14 protein-coding genes are annotated in these 17727 nt (G+C 71.6%); 8 read left to right on the top strand and 6 right to left on the bottom strand.

The window, feature by feature from the left end; translation table 11 throughout:
• Nucleotides 1–245 precede the first annotated feature (245 nt).
• The 3 genes from ACLQ26_RS07065 to ACLQ26_RS07055 all read left to right on the top strand — a co-directional run bounded on the left by ACLQ26_RS07065 (nucleotide 246) and on the right by ACLQ26_RS07055 (nucleotide 5563).
• The gene (locus ACLQ26_RS07065; protein ID WP_425743660.1) at nucleotides 246–3152 is read left to right on the top strand and encodes a BTAD domain-containing putative transcriptional regulator; all 2907 of its coding nucleotides are present in this window, start codon (nucleotides 246–248) and stop codon (nucleotides 3150–3152) included.
• A gap of 168 nt (nucleotides 3153–3320) precedes the next feature.
• Nucleotides 3321–4529, top strand: coding sequence for an alcohol dehydrogenase catalytic domain-containing protein (locus tag ACLQ26_RS07060; RefSeq protein ID WP_425743659.1), 1209 nt, complete (start codon nucleotides 3321–3323; stop codon nucleotides 4527–4529).
• 116 nt (nucleotides 4530–4645) lie between these two features.
• Complete coding sequence (locus ACLQ26_RS07055) at nucleotides 4646–5563, top strand: hypothetical protein (protein ID WP_425743658.1); 918 nt, start codon at nucleotides 4646–4648, stop codon at nucleotides 5561–5563.
• A gap of 155 nt (nucleotides 5564–5718) precedes the next feature.
• Here ACLQ26_RS07055 and ACLQ26_RS07050 read toward each other — a convergent pair whose 3' ends face one another.
• The 4 genes from ACLQ26_RS07050 to ACLQ26_RS07035 form a co-directional block, all read right to left on the bottom strand.
• On the bottom strand, nucleotides 5719–6441 hold the full coding sequence (locus ACLQ26_RS07050; RefSeq protein WP_425743657.1) for a zf-HC2 domain-containing protein: 723 nt from the start codon (nucleotides 6439–6441) through the stop codon (nucleotides 5719–5721).
• Nucleotides 6438–6986: a sigma-70 family RNA polymerase sigma factor gene (locus ACLQ26_RS07045; RefSeq protein WP_425743656.1), complete on the bottom strand. Its 549-nt coding sequence runs from the start codon at nucleotides 6984–6986 to the stop codon at nucleotides 6438–6440. Before ACLQ26_RS07045 ends, ACLQ26_RS07050 begins: the two co-directional genes overlap by 4 nt.
• A gap of 221 nt (nucleotides 6987–7207) precedes the next feature.
• The gene (locus ACLQ26_RS07040) at nucleotides 7208–7780 is read right to left on the bottom strand and encodes a type VII secretion system-associated protein (RefSeq protein WP_425743655.1); all 573 of its coding nucleotides are present in this window, start codon (nucleotides 7778–7780) and stop codon (nucleotides 7208–7210) included.
• Nucleotides 7777–9627: a putative T7SS-secreted protein gene (locus tag ACLQ26_RS07035; RefSeq protein ID WP_425743654.1), complete on the bottom strand. Its 1851-nt coding sequence runs from the start codon at nucleotides 9625–9627 to the stop codon at nucleotides 7777–7779. Before ACLQ26_RS07035 ends, ACLQ26_RS07040 begins: the two co-directional genes overlap by 4 nt.
• A gap of 199 nt (nucleotides 9628–9826) precedes the next feature.
• On the opposite strand from ACLQ26_RS07035, the gene ACLQ26_RS07030 reads away from it, so the two are divergent.
• Nucleotides 9827–10132 (top strand): hypothetical protein, encoded by a 306-nt coding sequence (locus ACLQ26_RS07030; protein ID WP_425743653.1) that lies wholly within the window; start codon nucleotides 9827–9829, stop codon nucleotides 10130–10132.
• On the top strand, nucleotides 10129–10800 hold the full coding sequence (locus ACLQ26_RS07025) for a hypothetical protein (RefSeq protein WP_425743652.1): 672 nt from the start codon (nucleotides 10129–10131) through the stop codon (nucleotides 10798–10800). The genes ACLQ26_RS07030 and ACLQ26_RS07025 overlap by 4 nt, the downstream gene beginning before the upstream one ends.
• A gap of 72 nt (nucleotides 10801–10872) precedes the next feature.
• On the opposite strand, the gene ACLQ26_RS07020 is transcribed toward ACLQ26_RS07025, so the two are convergent.
• Both ACLQ26_RS07020 and ACLQ26_RS07015 read right to left on the bottom strand, forming a co-directional pair.
• Entirely contained in the window at nucleotides 10873–15270 is a 4398-nt protein-coding gene (locus tag ACLQ26_RS07020; RefSeq protein ID WP_425743651.1) for an FtsK/SpoIIIE domain-containing protein, read from the bottom strand.
• An 86-nt stretch (nucleotides 15271–15356) separates the two neighbouring features.
• The gene (locus ACLQ26_RS07015) at nucleotides 15357–15653 is read right to left on the bottom strand and encodes a WXG100 family type VII secretion target (RefSeq protein ID WP_007457407.1); all 297 of its coding nucleotides are present in this window, start codon (nucleotides 15651–15653) and stop codon (nucleotides 15357–15359) included.
• A gap of 228 nt (nucleotides 15654–15881) precedes the next feature.
• Here ACLQ26_RS07015 and ACLQ26_RS07010 point away from each other — a divergent pair, with 228 nt between their 5' ends.
• From ACLQ26_RS07010 to ACLQ26_RS07000, 3 genes are all read left to right on the top strand, one after another.
• Complete coding sequence (locus tag ACLQ26_RS07010; protein ID WP_425743650.1) at nucleotides 15882–16562, top strand: hypothetical protein; 681 nt, start codon at nucleotides 15882–15884, stop codon at nucleotides 16560–16562.
• A gap of 16 nt (nucleotides 16563–16578) precedes the next feature.
• Complete coding sequence (locus tag ACLQ26_RS07005) at nucleotides 16579–17031, top strand: DUF4333 domain-containing protein (RefSeq protein WP_425743649.1); 453 nt, start codon at nucleotides 16579–16581, stop codon at nucleotides 17029–17031.
• 172 nt (nucleotides 17032–17203) lie between these two features.
• Complete coding sequence (locus ACLQ26_RS07000) at nucleotides 17204–17719, top strand: sigma-70 family RNA polymerase sigma factor (protein WP_425743648.1); 516 nt, start codon at nucleotides 17204–17206, stop codon at nucleotides 17717–17719.
• Nucleotides 17720–17727: the final 8 nt, after the last annotated feature.

Below are 17727 nucleotides of genomic sequence, written 5' to 3'. Positions count from 1 at the left end.
GCACGCGGTGAAAACTTTCTTCGGCGGATCGAACTTTCGTCCCGGTGGCCGCGTCTGCTGAGCATGCGTATCGAGACAGGGCCGGACCATGGCATCGCGGAACCGGTCGAAACGTGCCGTGTTCAGCCTCGACGTCGGTTCTGCCGGTCCCGGCACTCGCCACTCTTCCACGGCGCGCGAAGGAACTGGGGATTCAGTAACTGTCAACTGGGCCTGCACCAGAGGACGCGCGACGGGGCTGTGGCGTGATCGTGGCGAAGAGCGACACCCGCACCGGTCGGGCGGCAGACCCGTCGTCCGAGGGTGGACCACGCCTGCAGGTCATGGGTCCGCTACGTCTCTGGCGCGGCGAGAACGAGGTTGCCACGGGCCCGCGGCAGCAACGCCGCCTGCTGGCGGTTCTCCTGGCTCGGGAGGGGCGGCCCACCAGCACCAGCGATCTGCTGGATCTGCTCTGGGGCCCGCAGGCGCCGGCCAGCGCGGTGAACGTGATCCACAAGTACGTGGCCGCGCTGCGCCGCCTGCTCGAACCTGATCTGCCGGCGCGCGCCGCCGGTTCCTACCTGCTCCGGCACGGCAACGGATACCTCTTCGCGGCCGGACCGGAGACGCTCGACCTCGTCGCGTTTCGCCGCGACGTGGCGGCGGCGCGGACCAGTCTGGGACAGGACAGCCCGCTCGACGCCCTCGAGCACTACCTCGCCGCCCTGCGACGGTGCCACGGATCGGCCGGTGACGACCTGGTCGACAGCGCCGCGGCGGCGGCAGTCCTCGCGGGCATCGACGGCGAGTTCTTCGACGCCGCCACGGCGGCCGCCGCGGTGGCCGTACGCGTACGGCAACCCGCCCGGGTGCTCGCCCCACTGCGGCTCGCGGCGGAAATGAGCCGGCTCAACGAACCGGTCCACGCGAGCCTCGTGACGACTCTCGCCGCGGCGGGCCAGCAGGCCGAGGCGTTGGCCGTCTACGACGCGATCCGGACACGCCTCGACGAGGAACTCGGCATCGACCCCGGCTACCAGCTCCAGGACGCCCAGCGGCGAGCCCTCACCCAGACGGTGTTGCCACCCGCCGCGGACGTGACCCCCGCGGTGTCCCGGCCGGTCCCGCTGATACGCCCGGCACAGCTCCCGCCGGACCCACCCCTGTTCGTGGGCCGCGAATCGGAACTGCTGATCCTGCGCGACCTCACCACGGGGATGCGCGCCGCCGGACGGACCAGCCCGCTTGTGGTCGCGATGGACGGCATGGGTGGGGTGGGCAAGTCGACACTCGCCGCGCACTTCGCGCACCGGGTGGCCGGTGAGTTCGCCGACGGGCAGCTCTACCTCGATCTTCAGGGTCACCTCGGCGAGGACGAGGGCGTGTCTGCCGACCAGGCCGTGCGCTCGCTCCTGCACATGGTGGGCGTGCCCGCCGCCGACGTCCCGGAGACGTTCGACGCGCGAGTCGGGATGTACCGCAGCCTGACGGCCGGTAAGCGCATCCTGTTCCTGCTGGACAACGCCCGCGACGCCGCCCAGGTGCGCCCGCTGCTGCCGAACTCGGCGCAGAGTCTCGTGCTCATCACCGGTCGGCGCGCGCTCGTCGGCCTCGTCGCGTTCGACGGCGCCCACCTGCTCCGGGTCGACGTGCCCGACCTGCCGACGGCCCGTCGGCTTGTCGAACGCCGGTTCACCTGCCTGCCGAGCCGGTCGACCGGAGGCGTGGCGTGTGAGACCGCCGACGAGATCATCGAACTGTGCGGCCGGCTCCCGCTGGCACTTGCCATCCTGGCGGCCCGGATCGCCGCCAGGCCGCGGTTGTCACTCGCCACGATCGCCGCCGAACTGCGCGACGGCGCACGTCGGCTCGAGGCGTTCCCGGGTGGCCGCGGCCTGAACGATCCGCGTACCGCCTTCTCGTGGTCCTACCGGCAGCTCAGCCCCGGTGCCGCCCGGCTGTTCCGGCTCCTGTCGGTGGCCCCGCTGCCGGGTGTCACGGCTGAGGTCTGCGTGAGCCTCGACGACCGCGACCCCGACCGCACGCGCGCGGAGCTCGCCGAGCTCATCGAGGCGGCCCTGGTAACCGAGCACGACGACGGCCGACTCACGTCGCACGTGCTCGTCAAGGCGTACGCCCAGGAGCTTTTCCAGGCCGAGGAGTCGGCGGCCGATCGACAGGCGGCCCTCAGCCGCCTGTTGCAGCACTACCTGCACAGCAGTTTCCAGGCGCAGGTGGTTCTGGACCCGAACCGGCCGCCGATCGCGCCACCAGCGCCGCTGCCCGGTGTGGTCGCGGAGCGGCCGGCCACGTACGACGAGGCCATCGCGTGGTTCGGGCGCCACCGGGAGGTGCTCAAGGAGGCGGTGCGTCTGGCCGCCGACGTCGGGTACGGCATCGTGCCGTGGCAGCTCGCCCTCACGTTGCAGCAGTATCTCCAGTGGGCCGGCCGCTTCCAGGACTGGGAAGACGTGATGCGGGTGGCTCTGCGCGCGGCACGGGAGCGCCACGATGCCGTGGGGGAGGCGCATGTCCTGCGCAGCCTGGCCGGCGCGCGGCACTACTTCGGCGCCCACGACGAGGCGCTCGGCCTGCTCGGCGAGGCCGCGCGGATCTACCGGGACCGGGACCTACGACTGGAACAGGCGTTGGTGCACAACAACTGCCATGAGGCGTTCAGCGCGCTGAACCAGCACGACCGTGCCCTCGACCACAGCATGCGGGCGCTGTCCCTGTTCCGCCTCCTCGACAATCGTCGGGGCGAGATGTCCAGCCTGTTGTTCAGCGGAAGATCGTTCACCGCCCTGGGCCAGGTCGAGAAGTCGGCCCAGGCGCTGCGGGAGGCCCTCGATCTCAACCAGCGGATCGGCCGCGCACACGAGGAGAGCGACATCCGGACCGCCATCGCGGACAACCTGGTCGTGACCGGACGCGTCGACGAGGCGGTTGAGCAACTGGAGTTGGCGGCGAACGCGGCCCGACGCGTCGGGAACCGTCCCTCGCAGTTCGACGCGCTACGGCAGATGGTCGACGTTCTCATCACCGCCGGTGATGAGCCCGGGGCGCAGCGGGCGTTCGAGCGGGCTCGTGCGGTTCTGCGCGAGTTGCAGGACGGCGGCACCGACGGCATGCGCGCCTCGGTCACCCGCCTCGCCGCGAAACTCGGGTGACCGGACCGGCCAGAGAGGCGATTGACGGACGCGGTGTCACGCGCCGCAGTGGGCCCGCACGGCGATCCGCTCGGTCTTCGGGGCGGGTTTGCCGTGCCGGGGTCGGGGAAGCCCGATTTCTCTTACGAGGCCCACAGCGCCCCGGGATCGGTCCGGATGGGAGTGCACATGAAGGCTGTCGTCTATCACGGCATCGGTGACATTCGAGTCGACGACGTGCCGGAACCCCGCATCGAACAGCCCACGGACGCGATCGTCCGGATCACCACGGCGGCGATCTGCGGCACCGACCTGCACTTCGTGCGGGGCACGATGTCCGGGATGAAGCCGGGAAAGGTCCTCGGCCATGAGGGCGTCGGGGTCGTCGAGGAAGTGGGCGCGCAGATCCACAGCTTCAAGCCGGGCGACCGGGTGGTGGTCTCGGCGGTGCTGGGCTGCGGATCCTGCGGTTACTGCCGCCGGGGCCTCTTCGCGCAGTGCGACAACGCCAACCCGTACGGGCCACGCTCCGGCACCGCCTCGTTCGGCTCGCCCGAGGCGCAGGGCCCGTTCAACGGGTTGCAGGCCGAGTACGCGCGGGTCCCCTTCGCGCACACCAACCTGATCCCGCTTCCGGAGAACGTCACCGAGGCGCAGGCCATCACGCTGTCCGACATCTACCCGACCGGCTACTTCGGGGCGGTTCTCGCGGACGCCAGCGACGGCAAGATCGCCACCGTCTGGGGTTGCGGCCCGGTGGGTCAGTTCGCCGTTCTCTCCGCGTACCAGCGCGGCGCGTCCCGGGTGATCGCGATCGACGGGCACGCGGACCGGCTGGAACACGCCCGTCGTCGGGGAGCCGAGGTGATCAACTTTAACGAGGTCGATCCGGTCGAGGCCATCATGGAGTTGACCAACGGGATCGGAGCCGACTGCGCCATCGACGCCGTCGGAGTGGATAGCGAGAGCCCGAAGTCGGGGCCCGCCGCCGGTCGGGACGACGAGCGCAACGCCGAGGACCAGCGCAAGATCTCCCCGAATCTCGACAGCCAGGGCCAGGATGGGCACTGGAAGCCTGGTGACGCGCCGAGCCAGGCGCAGACCTGGGCGGTCGAGAGCCTCGCGAAGGTGGGCACCCTCGGGATCGTGGGGGTCTATCCGCCCACCGACAGGTACTTCCCGATCGGCACCACGATGGCGCGCAACCTGACCGTCCGCGCCGGCAACGGCAACCACCCCAGGTACATCCCCAAGCTGGTGGCCATGGTCGCGTCCGGTCAGGTCCGTCCGGAGGACGTCGTGACCGAGCACGAGCCGCTCACGGACGCGATCCAGGCGTACCGCGAATTCGACGTGCGTAGCCCCGGCTGGCTGAAGGTCGCCCTGCAGGCCACCTGAGCCCACGTGCGACGACGGCGGCGACACCGGGCCTGAACCGATCGCGGACCTGCTCCGTGTGAGTGGCGAACGGCTTCCGGACCTCCTGGAAGCCGGGTGATCGCTGGAGAAACCCGATGATGCGCAACCACGTGACTCCCCTCATCGCCGTGCTGGCCGTCGGCGCGGCGACCCTCACGGCGTGCGGTTCGAGCCAGGTGCCGCCAGGCCCGGCCCGGGCCGCCGACCTGAGCGGCAGCCCGGCGGCGTCCCCGACGGGCGGGGCCGGCGTCGCCCTCCTGCCCGGCACCGCGAAGTCCAACAACGCGGCGGCCGGCACCGGTGACTGGGCGACGCCCAACGGTGGGGTCGCCGCCGGAGACGCCCGCGAATCCGCGGAGCGGTGGGTCCAGGTGACGGCGGGCAAGGCGGGCAAGCTCGACCCGGTAGTGGTCAACGGCGCCGGGCTGACCCTGTACCGCTTCGACAAGGACAGCAACAAGCCGCCGGTCTCGAACTGTGCCGACGACTGCGCCGCCACCTGGCCGCCGGTCACCGTCGCGCCCGCCGGCAAGGTCTTCGTCGCGGGTGTCAAGGCGGCCGACGTCGGTACGATCCCGCGCCCGGACGGCAGTCGGCAGGTCACCATCGGCGGTTGGCCGGTCTACCGGTTCGCCAAGGACACCAAGCCGGGTGACACCATCGGCCAGGGTGTCGGAAACACCTGGTTCGGCGTGACCGCTACCGGCGGGAAGGCAGGCGTCTCCGGTGGGGAGCAGTCCGCGCCGGACGCCTCGCCCGCACCACCGGCCACCAGCGCGGTCCTCTTCGACGACCCCGACTTCGGCGACGGCGCCGGCTCGCAGGGCGTCGCCGGCACCGGCTGCCGGAACCTGAGCCGGCCTGGCGTCTCCTCGTCCGTGGCGGCCCCCGGCTCGCTCAAGCTCTGGGCAGGCCCCGACTGCACCGGCCGCTCGAAGGTGATCAACGGGGACGTCGCTGACCTGGGAGCTGTCGACTTCGACAACGCGGTCGTCTCGGTCCGCCTGGGCTGACCCGGAACGGCACTCCGTGCGCCGGCTCAGCCACTGGCTGGGCCGGCGCACTGCTGTCCGCTGGCCGCCGGCCCAACGAGAACGCGGCCCGGGGGCCGCGTTCGTCGGCGTTCGCTGGCCACGCCGCGGCCGGACGGGGTGGTGGGCGGCCGTCGCTAGAACGTCGCGCTGACGTACGCCATGCCGTCGGTGGTCTCCACCCGGACACTGTCGATCTCGGCCACGTCGATCAGGGCGCTGCCGTCGAGGGTGACGCCCTCGGCGGCCCCGCGCTCCGACACCAGCCAGCTGCCCGCCAGCACCGTGCCGCCGTCCCTGCCGACGATCAGCAGGCGACAGCGTTGACCCTGCGGAATGCCGGAAACCGTGGCGCGGACGCGTACCCAGCCGGTGGCCGGCTGCACGGCCACGGCCAGACGAGCCCCGGTGCCCGGGTCGGAGGCGCTTGTGGAACGGGCCGGACGGTCGGCCGCGCTGCTCGGGGACGCCGGCTCCGGCTGTGCGGTCGCGTCCTTCGCCGGGTCGTGCGCAGGGCCGAGGACGACACCGCCGAGGACCGCGGAGGCGACGACCGCCGCCGCGACACCTGTCAGCGCGTGCCGGCGGCGCCGCTGGTCGCCGGCCTCGCCGCGAATCTGTCGCAGGGTGCGCTGCCACAGGAGATCGCCGTCCTCCGGCGGGCCGTCGAGCAGCATCACATCGGGTACGTTCTCGAGCGCGTCCGCCCACGTCCGCAGCGAATCGACCTCGGCCCGGCACTGGGCGCAACCCGCCAGGTGCTCCTCGGCTCGGCGGGTCGCCTCCGGGTCGAGTGCCCCCAGCAGATAGCCGCCGATGTCGAGCTGGTCGGCGTGCGGCGATGAGCTGTCGGATGTCATGAGGCAGGCCGTTCCACCCCGGCGGGACGCTCGGCGAGATCGCGGAGTGCCCGGAGTGCGTAGTAGGAGCGTGACTTCACGGTGCCCGGCGGGATCCCGAGCGCCTGGGCGGCTTCCGCGACTGTACTCCCGCGCAGATATACCTGCTCAAGCACCTGACGGTGTTCGGGGGAGAGGCGACTGAGCGCGTCCGTCACCACGATCGAGGTCACCACCTGGTCGGCGTGGTCGCGTTCGACAGCCGACTCCGTCGGGCCCTCCGGCACCTCGGGCGGCCGCGCGTTGCGGGCTCGTACGGTGTCGGTCACGATGTTGCGGACGACAGTCAACAGCCAGCCGCGCACCGAGCCCTTGCCGTTGACGAGGCTGTCGGGGTGACGCCACGCACGCACCAGCGCCTCCTGGACGACGTCCTCCGCGGCCGCGCGGTCCCGGGTCAGCTGTGTCGCGTAGGCGAGCATCGCGCGTCCGTGCTCCTCGAATATGGACCGGACCAGTGCCTCGCCTGCCACCTCGCGCCGACGAACAGGTCCCGATCCCGCCATAACTACCACCCTTTGCTGACCCTTGCGTCGCCGGCGTTGTCGCCGAATGCCCACGGGTCCTCAGGATGCACGCGCCGTTCTCCGCACTTGTTGATCTACAGAGGATTTGTCTGTTGACCCACGTCGTGGCCGAATCGAGATGTTGACGATCGCCATCGCGTGTTCGACGGCCCGTCCCCGCTGGGCTCGGACGACACGTCCGAGCCCAGCGCGATGCGGCACTACCGGGTCGACGGCGACGCTTCGCCTCCCGGCGGGACGCCGTCGACGGCGATGTCCCGCAGCGCGTCGGCGAACAGCCGCATGGCACGGTGCCCGCCCGGATTCAGCAGCACGTCGACGCCGTCCGGGAGCAGCGTCAGCAACTCGTCCAGGTCGACCTGCCGCCAGCCGGCCGCATCCACCCGGGCCTGGTCCGTCGCGCCTGTCGCGACGAGCACGCAGGGAATGTCGTCCGGCGCCGGCGCCACGATGACATCACCCGCGCTGTCCAGCGCGACGTCGACGAAGCTGTCCCGCAGCGCCAGGAGCACCGCGTCGACTCCGGCGCGACCGGTTGCGACAAGCCTCGCCGCGGCGTCCACCGGACTGGTGGGCGCCTCCGGATCCTCCGGCTCGTACAGGGGGTTGGGCGTGAACCGGCCGACGGCGCCGTCCGGCTCCACCGGCCAACCACCGACGATTGCCTCCACCGGTGGCACCTGCGCCGCGTCCTCGTCGGCGGGCTCGGTCCACCCCGCGTCCGTCAACAGCATCCAGTTCCGCTGGCGTACGCCCTCGTCCTGCTCGTTCATGAACTCGCCCCCTTGGTGCTCGGCTCGATGCGTGTGAACTTGCCGCCGTTCTCCACCGCCAACGTCGCGATGTCTCGGCCCGCGTCGGTCAACAACCCGTCCACGTCCACGCCCTCGGTGGTCACCACCGTCTCGTTCGCCGCGAAGATCCGCCGCTGGCTGCCGAGATCGCGCATGGCGTTGGCGAAGTCCTGCCCTCCGGTACCGGCGGTGTTGCCGAAGTTGCAGGAGATCAGGGCGATCGACTTCCCGGGGTCCGAGGCGGAGTTGGAGGCCCGGAAGATCTCGTTGTGATGCACGACCTTCGCGAACTGCCCGCCGGGAACGTGCAGCACCGTGCCGTCCTTCAGGCGCACCGCGGCGCCGTCCGGGTTCCCGTGCGCGATGACCAGGGTGGGCTCGCTCTTGAGTCGGGCCCACGGTGCGACCTGGAACGTGTTGCCCGCGAAGCTGGTCTCCGTCCCGGGCAGGCGCCGGATCGCCTTGGTCCCGGGGGCGGCGATCGACCCGCCGATGTTCCTGCCGAAGGCGAGGTTGGCATCGGTCCTGGCCCAGCTCGTGAAACTGTCGTTGTCGGTTGCCCTGCTCGGGAAGAGCACGCCGATCTGCCTACCGTTGTTGTCCACGAGCGGCGTGGATTCGACGTCCGAGGCGCGGAACGTCTTCAGGTTTCCCTTGCTGTTCTGGCCGAGGATGAGGGTCGGATCGTTCGCCTGCTTCTTCCGGGCTTTCTTGAGATCCCGGGCGAACCGCATGTCGAACAGCTTGAGGTCGATCCGGTTGAAGACGCCCTTGATGGCCTTGCCGATGCCGACCTCGGTGACCTTCGCGTCGATCCCGCGTCCAGCCGGGGCGTTGCCGCCGACGTCCGCCACTCCGCGGCCTGCGGCGCCTCCGGCGACCTCCCTGGTGCTGTTCTTGATGCCTGTCGCCACACTTCCCGGCAGGACCTTGCCCAGCTTGCTGGCGATCTTGATGACCCGGCTGACGAGTCGACCGCCGGGCACCAGGCCGAGCGCCAGCCCGCCGGCGGCGAGCGCGATCTCGGCCGGGTCACCGCCGAGCGCGGCCGAGGCGAGGTCGATGGCGCCGGACAGGAAACCGATCGCCGAACCCAGGGGCGGGAAGATGAACGACGCGACAACCGAGAGCACATCCAGGACCGTGGTGATCCACTCGATCACGGTGCTCTGGAGGAAGTCGATGAACGCGTTGAACGCCTCGGCGATCTTGTCCCAGAGGGACCGTTGCGGAGCGTCCTTCGCCAACTGGCGCAGCGTCTCGGCGGCGGTCCGTGCGGCCTGGTCGCGCAGGGCGGTCGCCTGGCCGAGTAACGCCTTCGCCCCGTCCAGTGCCTGCTGGGCGTCGGAGGCCCGGCTCCGGGCGGCGTCGGCTTCGTCGGTGACCTGGTCCTTCGCGTCCGGGGTCGTCGCGGTCTCGGCGCTCAACGCGATGAGCGCGGATACGGCGGAGGCGACCGCCGCCTGGGCGGCGTTCTGGTCTCCGGCCGCCTGCCGGGCCTGGTCGAGGGCGCGCAGCGACATCGTCTGCGCCTCCTCCAAGGACGGCAGATAGCGCAGGTACGCGTCAGCCGCCGCGGCGTAGGAGTTCGCCATTCCGTCCAGACGCCCCGGCAGCTTCCCGATCAGATCCCGGAAGGCGTCCATCGCCCTGCCCTGGCCGACATCCATCTGACTTCCGGACGCGAGCAGCTCGTGCGCCTCCTGGGTGGTTCTGGCCAGCTCCTGGTACGCCCTCGTGATCTCCTCGAAGGACTCGGGATCACCCGGTACGGGATCTGAGTCGAGCTGCAACACGGACCACTCGGCGTCGCCCGGACGCGTCATGACGAACCTCCCCATCGCATCGTCAGGCCGGCGCCCGAGCCATCCGCCGGGAGCCGAGTCGCACACGTAGCGGGCCGGAGATCGGTTCACCGGCTGAACCGCACCGGCCACCGATCCGTGTACGGCGCAGTTGCCGTGACGGTCTGGAGGGTGCGGAGATGAGCGAACGGAATGGCAGGCCGGCGGGGGAGTGGGCGCGATGAGCGTGATCCACGTTCCCGGCGCGGAGCTGGAGCGCGTCCACGAGCTGTTGCGCCGTACGAAGGAGCTGATGGACGGCACGGCGGTCCGGTCGATGGGCTCGGTGGTCGACACGCTCGGGCAGCGCAACCTGGAGGATGCCGCCCACCAGTTCGAGAAGCGGTGGGGCGACGGCCGGCACGTCGTGGCCAAGGACCTCGAAGGCGTACGCGACGCCGCCAAGGCCATCGCCGACGCCTTCCGGGAGACCGACACGCAGACGGTCAACGCGTTGACGGCACCGGCTGAGGGGGCGGCACAGTGAGCGCGACGGACACCCACGCTCCCGCACCGACCCCGACCGGGTTCGAGCTGCGTACTCCCGAGGCGTGGGTGGATTTCTCGACGGCCGACGAGGCGAGCGAGAACCGACTGGGCGACGAGGCCCGGGGGCACGCCCTGGCCGGCGGCTTCACTGCGGACCAGGCGGGCCGGTACGCCGAGCAGGTGCGCCGGTCGGTACGCGAGGCCCGACGCTCCGGCGCGGTCCACGCGGCAGGCGTCTTCCAGCTGTACGAGGACGGTCCGCTGACCGCGACGGTGCTTGTCGCGGTGGCCACTCCGCCCGCCAACGGCGACATCCTCGGCGCGCTGACGGCGGTGGGGCAGCCCGCCCGCGTCGACGGGACCTGGCGGCGGGTTACCACCGCGGTGATTCCCGGGATCGGCACGGTCGGCCGGGTGTACGGCATCCAGAACGTCGCCCAGGACGACGCGACGATGCGGTGCGCGGTGATGCACACGGTCGTGCCGATGCCGGGTTCGGCGGACGTCGTGGTGGTCACCGGTTCGAGCCCGAACCTCGCGGAGGCCGAGGAGATCTTCGAGCTCTTCGGCGCGATCACCGAGACGCTGACGTTCACCTGGGACGACGACCGTCCCGAGCTGACCGCCCGCGCGGAGTCCACGGGAGAGACCTCAACGGACGCGTGACCCGGTAGAACAGGTCAGGGGGACACCGCGATCCGGTGTCCCCCTGACCGTTTCCGCTGCGGCCCGCCTACCTCACTCCTTCGCCGCCGCGGCCTGGGGCTCCGCCCCGCCGGGTGTCACCAACGCCCGCAGCGCCGCCGGATCGGTCCGGGGCACCTGCACCAGGCGGACGGTGCCGTCGCCTAGGTGCAGCAACGCCCGACCCAGACGTCCCACGCCGAGCTGGCCGCGGCTCAACTTGGCGCCGATGAGCTCTCCGTCGCCGAGGCCCTGGGGGCTGAGCAGCGCACCCTGCCGGTTGCGTCGAGCGTCGACGTGCCAGCCGCCGAACCCGCCGGACAGGCCGTCGATGGTGCCGGCCATGATCAGTCCGAGGCCCCGTTCCGTGCCGGCCCGCGCGATCTCCCCGAGGTCGCTTCCCGCATCGCACTTGAGCAGCAACTCGGCGTCGTCCAGCACGACCACTGCCGGCCCGTTCCGATCCTTGAGCGCCGCCGCCAGCCCTGCGGAGGTGAGGTTCTCGCTCGTCACCAGGTCGAGCACCCCGGGCAGACCGGCCAGTTCGCGCAGTGGCGACCTGCGGGGCGCCGCCACGACCACAGACGTCCCCCTGCGCAGCAGGTCCGCGACCATCGTCAGCAGCGCGGTGCTGCGACCCGAGCGCGGCGGCCCGGCCAGCACCAGGCTCGGAATGACCGACAGATCCGGCCCGAGCGCGGCGAGTTCGTCACCACCGACACCCAGCATCGTCCACAGTGGCTCGACGGGTCGGGCGAGCGCCTCGGTGTCCGCCAGGGTCAGCTCGTCCGGCAGCACGTCGATCCGGAACGGGCGGCCGGCGGCCGCGAGGTCCGCGTCCCGCTGCCGGGCCGCCTCGGCGATCTCGACGAGTACGCGCGCCTGACCCTGACCGGACACGTCGTCGCCGAGCAGCGCGATCTGCGCCTCGGCACCGTCGGACGCTCGGATCGCGCGGCCCGCCTCGATCTCGTCCGGCAGTTGCCGGTGGTTGATGCCGACCATGCTGTAGTCGCCGCGCTCGGTCAGCCGCAGCACCAGCTTGTCGTCAGTGGTCGACGAGATACGGCTGGAGAACATCGCACGATCACCCGCGAGCACCACGTGGATGCCCGCCCCGGCGCCCTCCCGCAGCAGCGTCAGCAGACCGGCCATGATCGTGCCGTTGTCGTAGTCGGCGAACGTCTTGTCGAAAACCTCGAACCGGTCCACGAGCAGCAGGATGTGTGGCGGTCGCTCGCCCTCGGCCACGCCGGCCCGGTACTCCACCGTGCTCGCCGAGCCGCTGGCCGCGAGCAGTTGCTGCCGCCGGCCCAGCTCCGCGACGAGGCGGGCGAACAGCCGACCGAGCCGTTCCGCCTCGGTTCGCTGCACCACCGCCCCGCAGTGCGGCAGGCCACTGAGGGCGAGCAACGCCCCGTTGCCGCAGTCCACCCCGTAGAGGTGGACGTCCGCCGCCGAGTGGACGCGGGCGAGTGCCCCGCTGATGGTCCGCAGCGTCTGCGACCGCCCGCTGCGCGAGGAGCCGATGATGTGCAGGTGCCCGAGCGTCCCGAGGTCCAGCGCCAACGGCACCTGGTCCTGCTGTGCGGGAAGGTCCACCAGCCCGTACGCGACCGCCGGGAGGTGGTAGTCGCCGGCGCGGGCCGGCGGCAGCGCGTCCACGGACAGCTTCGCCGGCAGCGCGGGCAGCCAGGGGCTGTGCTGCGCCGGGATGGCGAGCCGTTCACTGGCATCCCGGATCGCCGCCACGAGCACCGCGAGGTCGGTCAGTTCGGCGGACGGTTCCGCCTCGCCGCTGCGACGGCGAGGCGCCGGGCGGCCGAGATCCGGCCAGGAGAGCGGCACCAGCCATGGCGCCGGACGGTCGGTGGTGCGCGCGCCGGGGCGGAACCCGCCGACCCGTCCCGCCTGGAACGGCACAAGCGACGACTGGGCGAGACGGACGAAGGCGCGACCGGGCGTCGACTTCGAGATCGAGGCCGCGTCCGGGGCGTTCAACACGTCCTGGCTCTCGCTGCTGTCGGTGACGCGCAGGGCGATGCGCAGGTTGGTGTTGGCCCGGATCTCCGGCGAGACCACACCGCCCGGCCGCTGGGTGGCGAGCACCAGGTGGATGCCGAGCGACCGGCCCCGCTGCGCGATGTTGACCAGACCGGTCACGAAGTCGGGCAGATCACGAACCATCGACGCGAACTCGTCGATAACGATGAGCAGCCGCGGCATCGGGATGCGCGACGGCTCGCGCCGCAGGAGTTCGACGTAGTCGTCGATGTCCTTCGCCCCTGCCTCGGCGAGGATGTGCTCGCGTCGCCGCAGCTCCGCCGAGAGAGACGTCAGCGCCCGGCCCACCAGGTGGGTGTCCAGGTCGGTCACCATGCCGACCGTGTGCGGCAGCAGGACACAGTCCTTGAAGGCGCTACCACCCTTGTAGTCGACAAGGACGAACGTCATCGCGTCCGGCCGGTTGGCCACGGCGAGCGAGGCGACGAGAGTCTGCAGCAGCTCCGACTTGCCGGAGCCGGTGGTGCCGGCGACCAGGCCGTGCGGCCCGTCCCGCTTCAGGTCGAGGGCGAACGGCCCGTCCAGCGACACCCCGAGCACAGCCTCGGTGGTCCGCCCGCCGGAGGTCCACCGGGCCGTCACGGCGTCCGGCTCCGGCGGTTCCATCCCGAGTACGTCGAGCAGCCGGCTCGCGCCGGGCAGGGCACTCTCCTCGTCGGCGCCACCGATGTCCCGTACCGGAGCCAGCGCCCGCGCCACCCGGTGCAGCCATTCGGCCGAGACGACGTCCGGGTGGATGTCGTCGATCGGGGCGGCGAGGGTCTGCGTCACCAGCAGCGATCCGTCGGGCTGCTGGGCGATGACCGCCTGGCACTCCTCGGGCAGCAGCCGCTCCTCGGCGTCCACGCAGATGGCGTACACACCCACCGACGGACCCTCCCGCAGGATCTGTGTGACACCGGGCAGGGACCGCAGCTTCCGTGCCCCGTCGAGCACCACGAGGATGTCGCGAAACGCCCCGTCGGCCCGCTCGCCGGACCGGGCCGAGATGATCGTCACCAGTTCGCCGACCCGGCGGGCCAGTGTCGGGGTGTCGGTGCCGACGGTGGCGAGGGTGTCCTGACCGTCGCGGGGCCGCAGGTGGGGCAGCCAGCCGGCCCACGCCCAGCCCTGCTCGTCGTCGGCGCCGCAGAGCAGGTAGATCTGCAGGTCCTCCGGGCTGTGCAGGGCACCGGCCTGGGTCAGCATCCACCGGGCCGTCGTGCGCGCGATGGCGCCCCCGGCCACTCCCACGACGCCGTGCTTGCGTACCGGCACGGTCGCCGGCACGTCGAGGGCGAGCCACCGGACCTCGCGCCGGTTCTCGTCCTGGCCCAGGTCCCGCAGCACCACCTCGGACGGCAGGTCCGCGCTGCCGACCCGCAGCTCGAGGAAGTCGGGGTCGGTGCGGCGTCGCTCCCACAGTCGACGCTGCGGCCCGACGGCGATCAGCGCCGTCGCCGCCGGGTCGGGGAAGTTGTTCCGACGGGCCAGCCGTTCGGTGGTAAGCGCCTCCTGCGCCTCGCCGCTGATGCGCGCCTTCTTCTTCTCGTATTCGGCGAGCCGTGAGCGGTACGTGGCCCGGCCCTGACGACGTGCGCCGATCTGGCCCGCGACCAGCACCAGCGGCGACAGGATGGCGAAGAGCAACGTGAGCGGGTTGCGGGTGACGACGAACGCGGCGCCGGAGAGCAGGACCGGCGCCAGCACGGTGATCAGCGTGAGCGGCCGCCGCTCGGGTGGCGCCGGAGGCCCGGGGAGGGTGAACTGGGTGGTCCGCGCGGCGGGCAGCAGTCGTGGTGGACGGTTGTAGTCGAGGCCGGTGCGGTCCTCCGAGATCTGGAGCGCCGCCTCCTCCCGGACCGGGCGACGAAGCTCCAGCAGGGACGAGCCCACGGCGAGTTGCGCGCCGGGCGCCCAAGCCCGCTCGTCCTCGATCTCCACCCGGTCGAGCAGCAACCCGGGTCCGGTCGGGTGCAGCCGGCACTCGCCGTCCGCGCTCACGCGGACCCGCGCGAGCGCGGGAGCGAGCGGGTCGTCGTTGAGGCGTACGTGGTCGTCGTCGGCGACGCCGAGGGCGTGCTCACCGACGTCGAGCGGGAACAGGCTGCCGGCGCCCAGGCCGCTGACGACCCGGATCTCCAGCGGGCTCGGCGGTCGCGGCGGAGACACGGCTGCCGGGCGGTCCAGTTCGAGCACGCTGCCCTGCCACAGCGGCGCGTCGGCGAGGGTGAGCCCGGGATCCAGCGGAGCGCCGGCGACGAAGAGCGTCGGCGGTCGGCCGCCGGGTTCCGGACGGCGCTGGGCCAGCACCTCGGCGAGCTCCGCGACTGTGGAGTCGAGGGCGGCCTCGACCTGGTAGTCGGTGGCGGGGGTGGACTGGTCCGTCACGGTGAGCAACAGGCGCACGCGTATCTCCTGGTCGGATGATCCGTCGGGAACACGGCTGGGGCCGCGTGGTGAGTGCGCACCACGCGGCCCCGACCGTTCGTTCGTCAGCGGCTGAGGCTGGCGGCGGTCTGCGTGTCGGTCTCGGAGAAGGCGTCGCTGACCTGCGTGAGGTACTGGCTGATGCCCTCCATGCCGTGCAGGGTCTGGTCGACGCTGCCCTTGTACTCCTCGAAGTACGGCCCGAACTGCTGCTGCGCGCCCGGGGTGTTGTAACCACCCTGGATCAGAGTGTCGATCTTGCTCTTGGCCTGGGTCATCCCGTCCAGCAGCGTCTGCATGTTCTGCTGCAGCCAGCTCGCGGACTCCTGGATGTCCTCACTGACGATGTGGTACGTGGCCATGTCGCCCTTCCTTGTCCTGGTCGGTGGCCCGGCGAGCCGTTCCCCTGGTGGACCGTCTTGCGCCGATGCCGCCACCCACACGGATGCGCGCGCCATCCGGTTCAGGGCGCGGTGGATTCCGTCGCGGACCCGGTCCGGTGGCGGCGCTGAACCGTTTCGTGGGGTCGTCCGTGTGGGTGCCGGACCGGTGCAGCAGCCCGGTCCACATCGAGCACGAGGAGAGCGAACATGGTGGAGAGAGCACGGGTCGCGATCGCGGCGATCGGTCTGGCGGCGTTGGCCGCGTGCGGGGACACCACGGGCGCGGGCGCCACCGCGACAGCACCGCCACCGGGGCCCGCGCCGACGGCATCGGCCACCGCGAGCACCGACCCGACCCCGCAGGTGATCGAGGTCAGCCCGGTTCCGAAACCGACGGTGGCGAAGACCCAACGGCGGGTCCAGATCTTCAGCGGACCCTCCGACGTTCCCGTTCCGAGTGCTCCGGACCGCGGCCGGGGTGTCTCCGTGGTGCAGTTGCGGGCCACGAACCAGGCCGACATCGGCACCTACGTCGCGGACGGCCGGGGCATGACGCTCTACCGTTTCGACAAGGACTCGGCGAAGCCGCCGAAGGCGACCTGCGCGGGCGACTGCGCCAAGACCTGGCCCCCGTTGCTCGTCTCGTCGCCCGGCCAGATCTACCCGGAGGGCGTCGACCCGCAACTCGTCGGGTACGTCGAGCGGCCCGACGGCACCTGCCAGGTGACCATCGCCGGCTGGCCGGTCTACCGGTTCGCCAAGGACACCGCGCCCGGCGACATCCGGGGCCAGGGAGTCGGTGGCACCTGGTTCGCCGTCGCCCCGACCGGCGACCGGACGAAACCGCTGCCGGAGGTGGTCACCGTGCCGACCCCCACCAGCCGCTGAGCCCGAGGAGTCGACGATGAACCCAGACGGCGCGTCCGACAGTCCCACGGCCATCGGCACCAGCGGTACGGCCCTGCTGGTGCCTCGCTGGAAGCCGGCGCCCCCGCCGCAGTGGGGGCCGACCACGGCCGCGTCGGCGGCGAGCCGGTGGCGGCGTCCCTCCCGGAAACTCGCGGTGGCCATCGCGGTCCCGGTCGTTCTTCTGATCATCGCGGGGGCCGTCCTGGCGGTGACCCGGCCGGACCTCCCGCAGCACAGGGTCCTCGACACCGCGGTCCTGCAACGGCAGGTGCTCACCGTGCTTCGTACGGACTACCGGCTCAACGCGGACACCGTCGCCTGTCCGGTCGACCAGCCGGTCATCGAGGGGCACCGGTTCACCTGCACGGCCCAGGTCGACGGGGCGACTGTCACGACCTGGGTGACGGTCCGGGCGAGCGGGCAACTCGACGTGGCACGCCCCCGGTAGTCCGCCGGGGACTCGGCGTACGCCTGCTCGCGTGCCGGTAAGAGTTCGTCACGAGGCTGGTAACTGGCGGACCGTAGCGTCAGGGCTCGGGCCGATCGCCACCGCCGATCTCGGACGGTGTCAGTGGCGGGGCTGCTCGCACACCCCTCTCGCGGAGGACCAGGCACCAGCAATGACAACCGCTGACCACACCTGTGCGGGCACCGGTCGACCTCCCGCACTGGACCAGTTGATGTCCGAGCACACCGGACCGCTGCTCACCTTCGTCCAGACGCTCGTGGCAGATCACCACCTTGCCGAGGACATCGTGCAGGAGACCTTCCTCCAGGCGTGGCAGCACGGCAGGCGCCTCCCCCTCGGCCCGGTCCCGATTCGTGACTGGCTGATGGGGGTGGCGCGTGACCTGGCCGTCACGTCGCTGAAGGAGGTCGCCGTCGCGCGGGAGACGACCGAGCCGGAGATCGACGTCGCCCAACCCGATCACGCGGACGCGGCCGTCGCCACGGCCGAGGCGATCACGCTGTTGCGGCGACTGTCCGACGAGCATCGCGCGGTGCTCCTGCACACCTACCTCGCGGGACGGACGACGTACCAGACGGCTCGTGTGCTCGGGGTGCCGGTCCGCACGGTCCGGTCCCGGCACCACGACGCGCTGTCCACCCTGCGAACGGGCAGCCCGCAGCCCTGACCGACGGC

This window comes from Micromonospora sp. DT43 (genome assembly GCF_049841645.1).
Taxonomy (GTDB): Bacteria; Actinomycetota; Actinomycetes; order Mycobacteriales; family Micromonosporaceae; genus Micromonospora.
The sequence above is the reverse complement of the archived record's forward strand: the minus strand, read 5'-3'. Positions and strand labels throughout refer to the sequence as shown.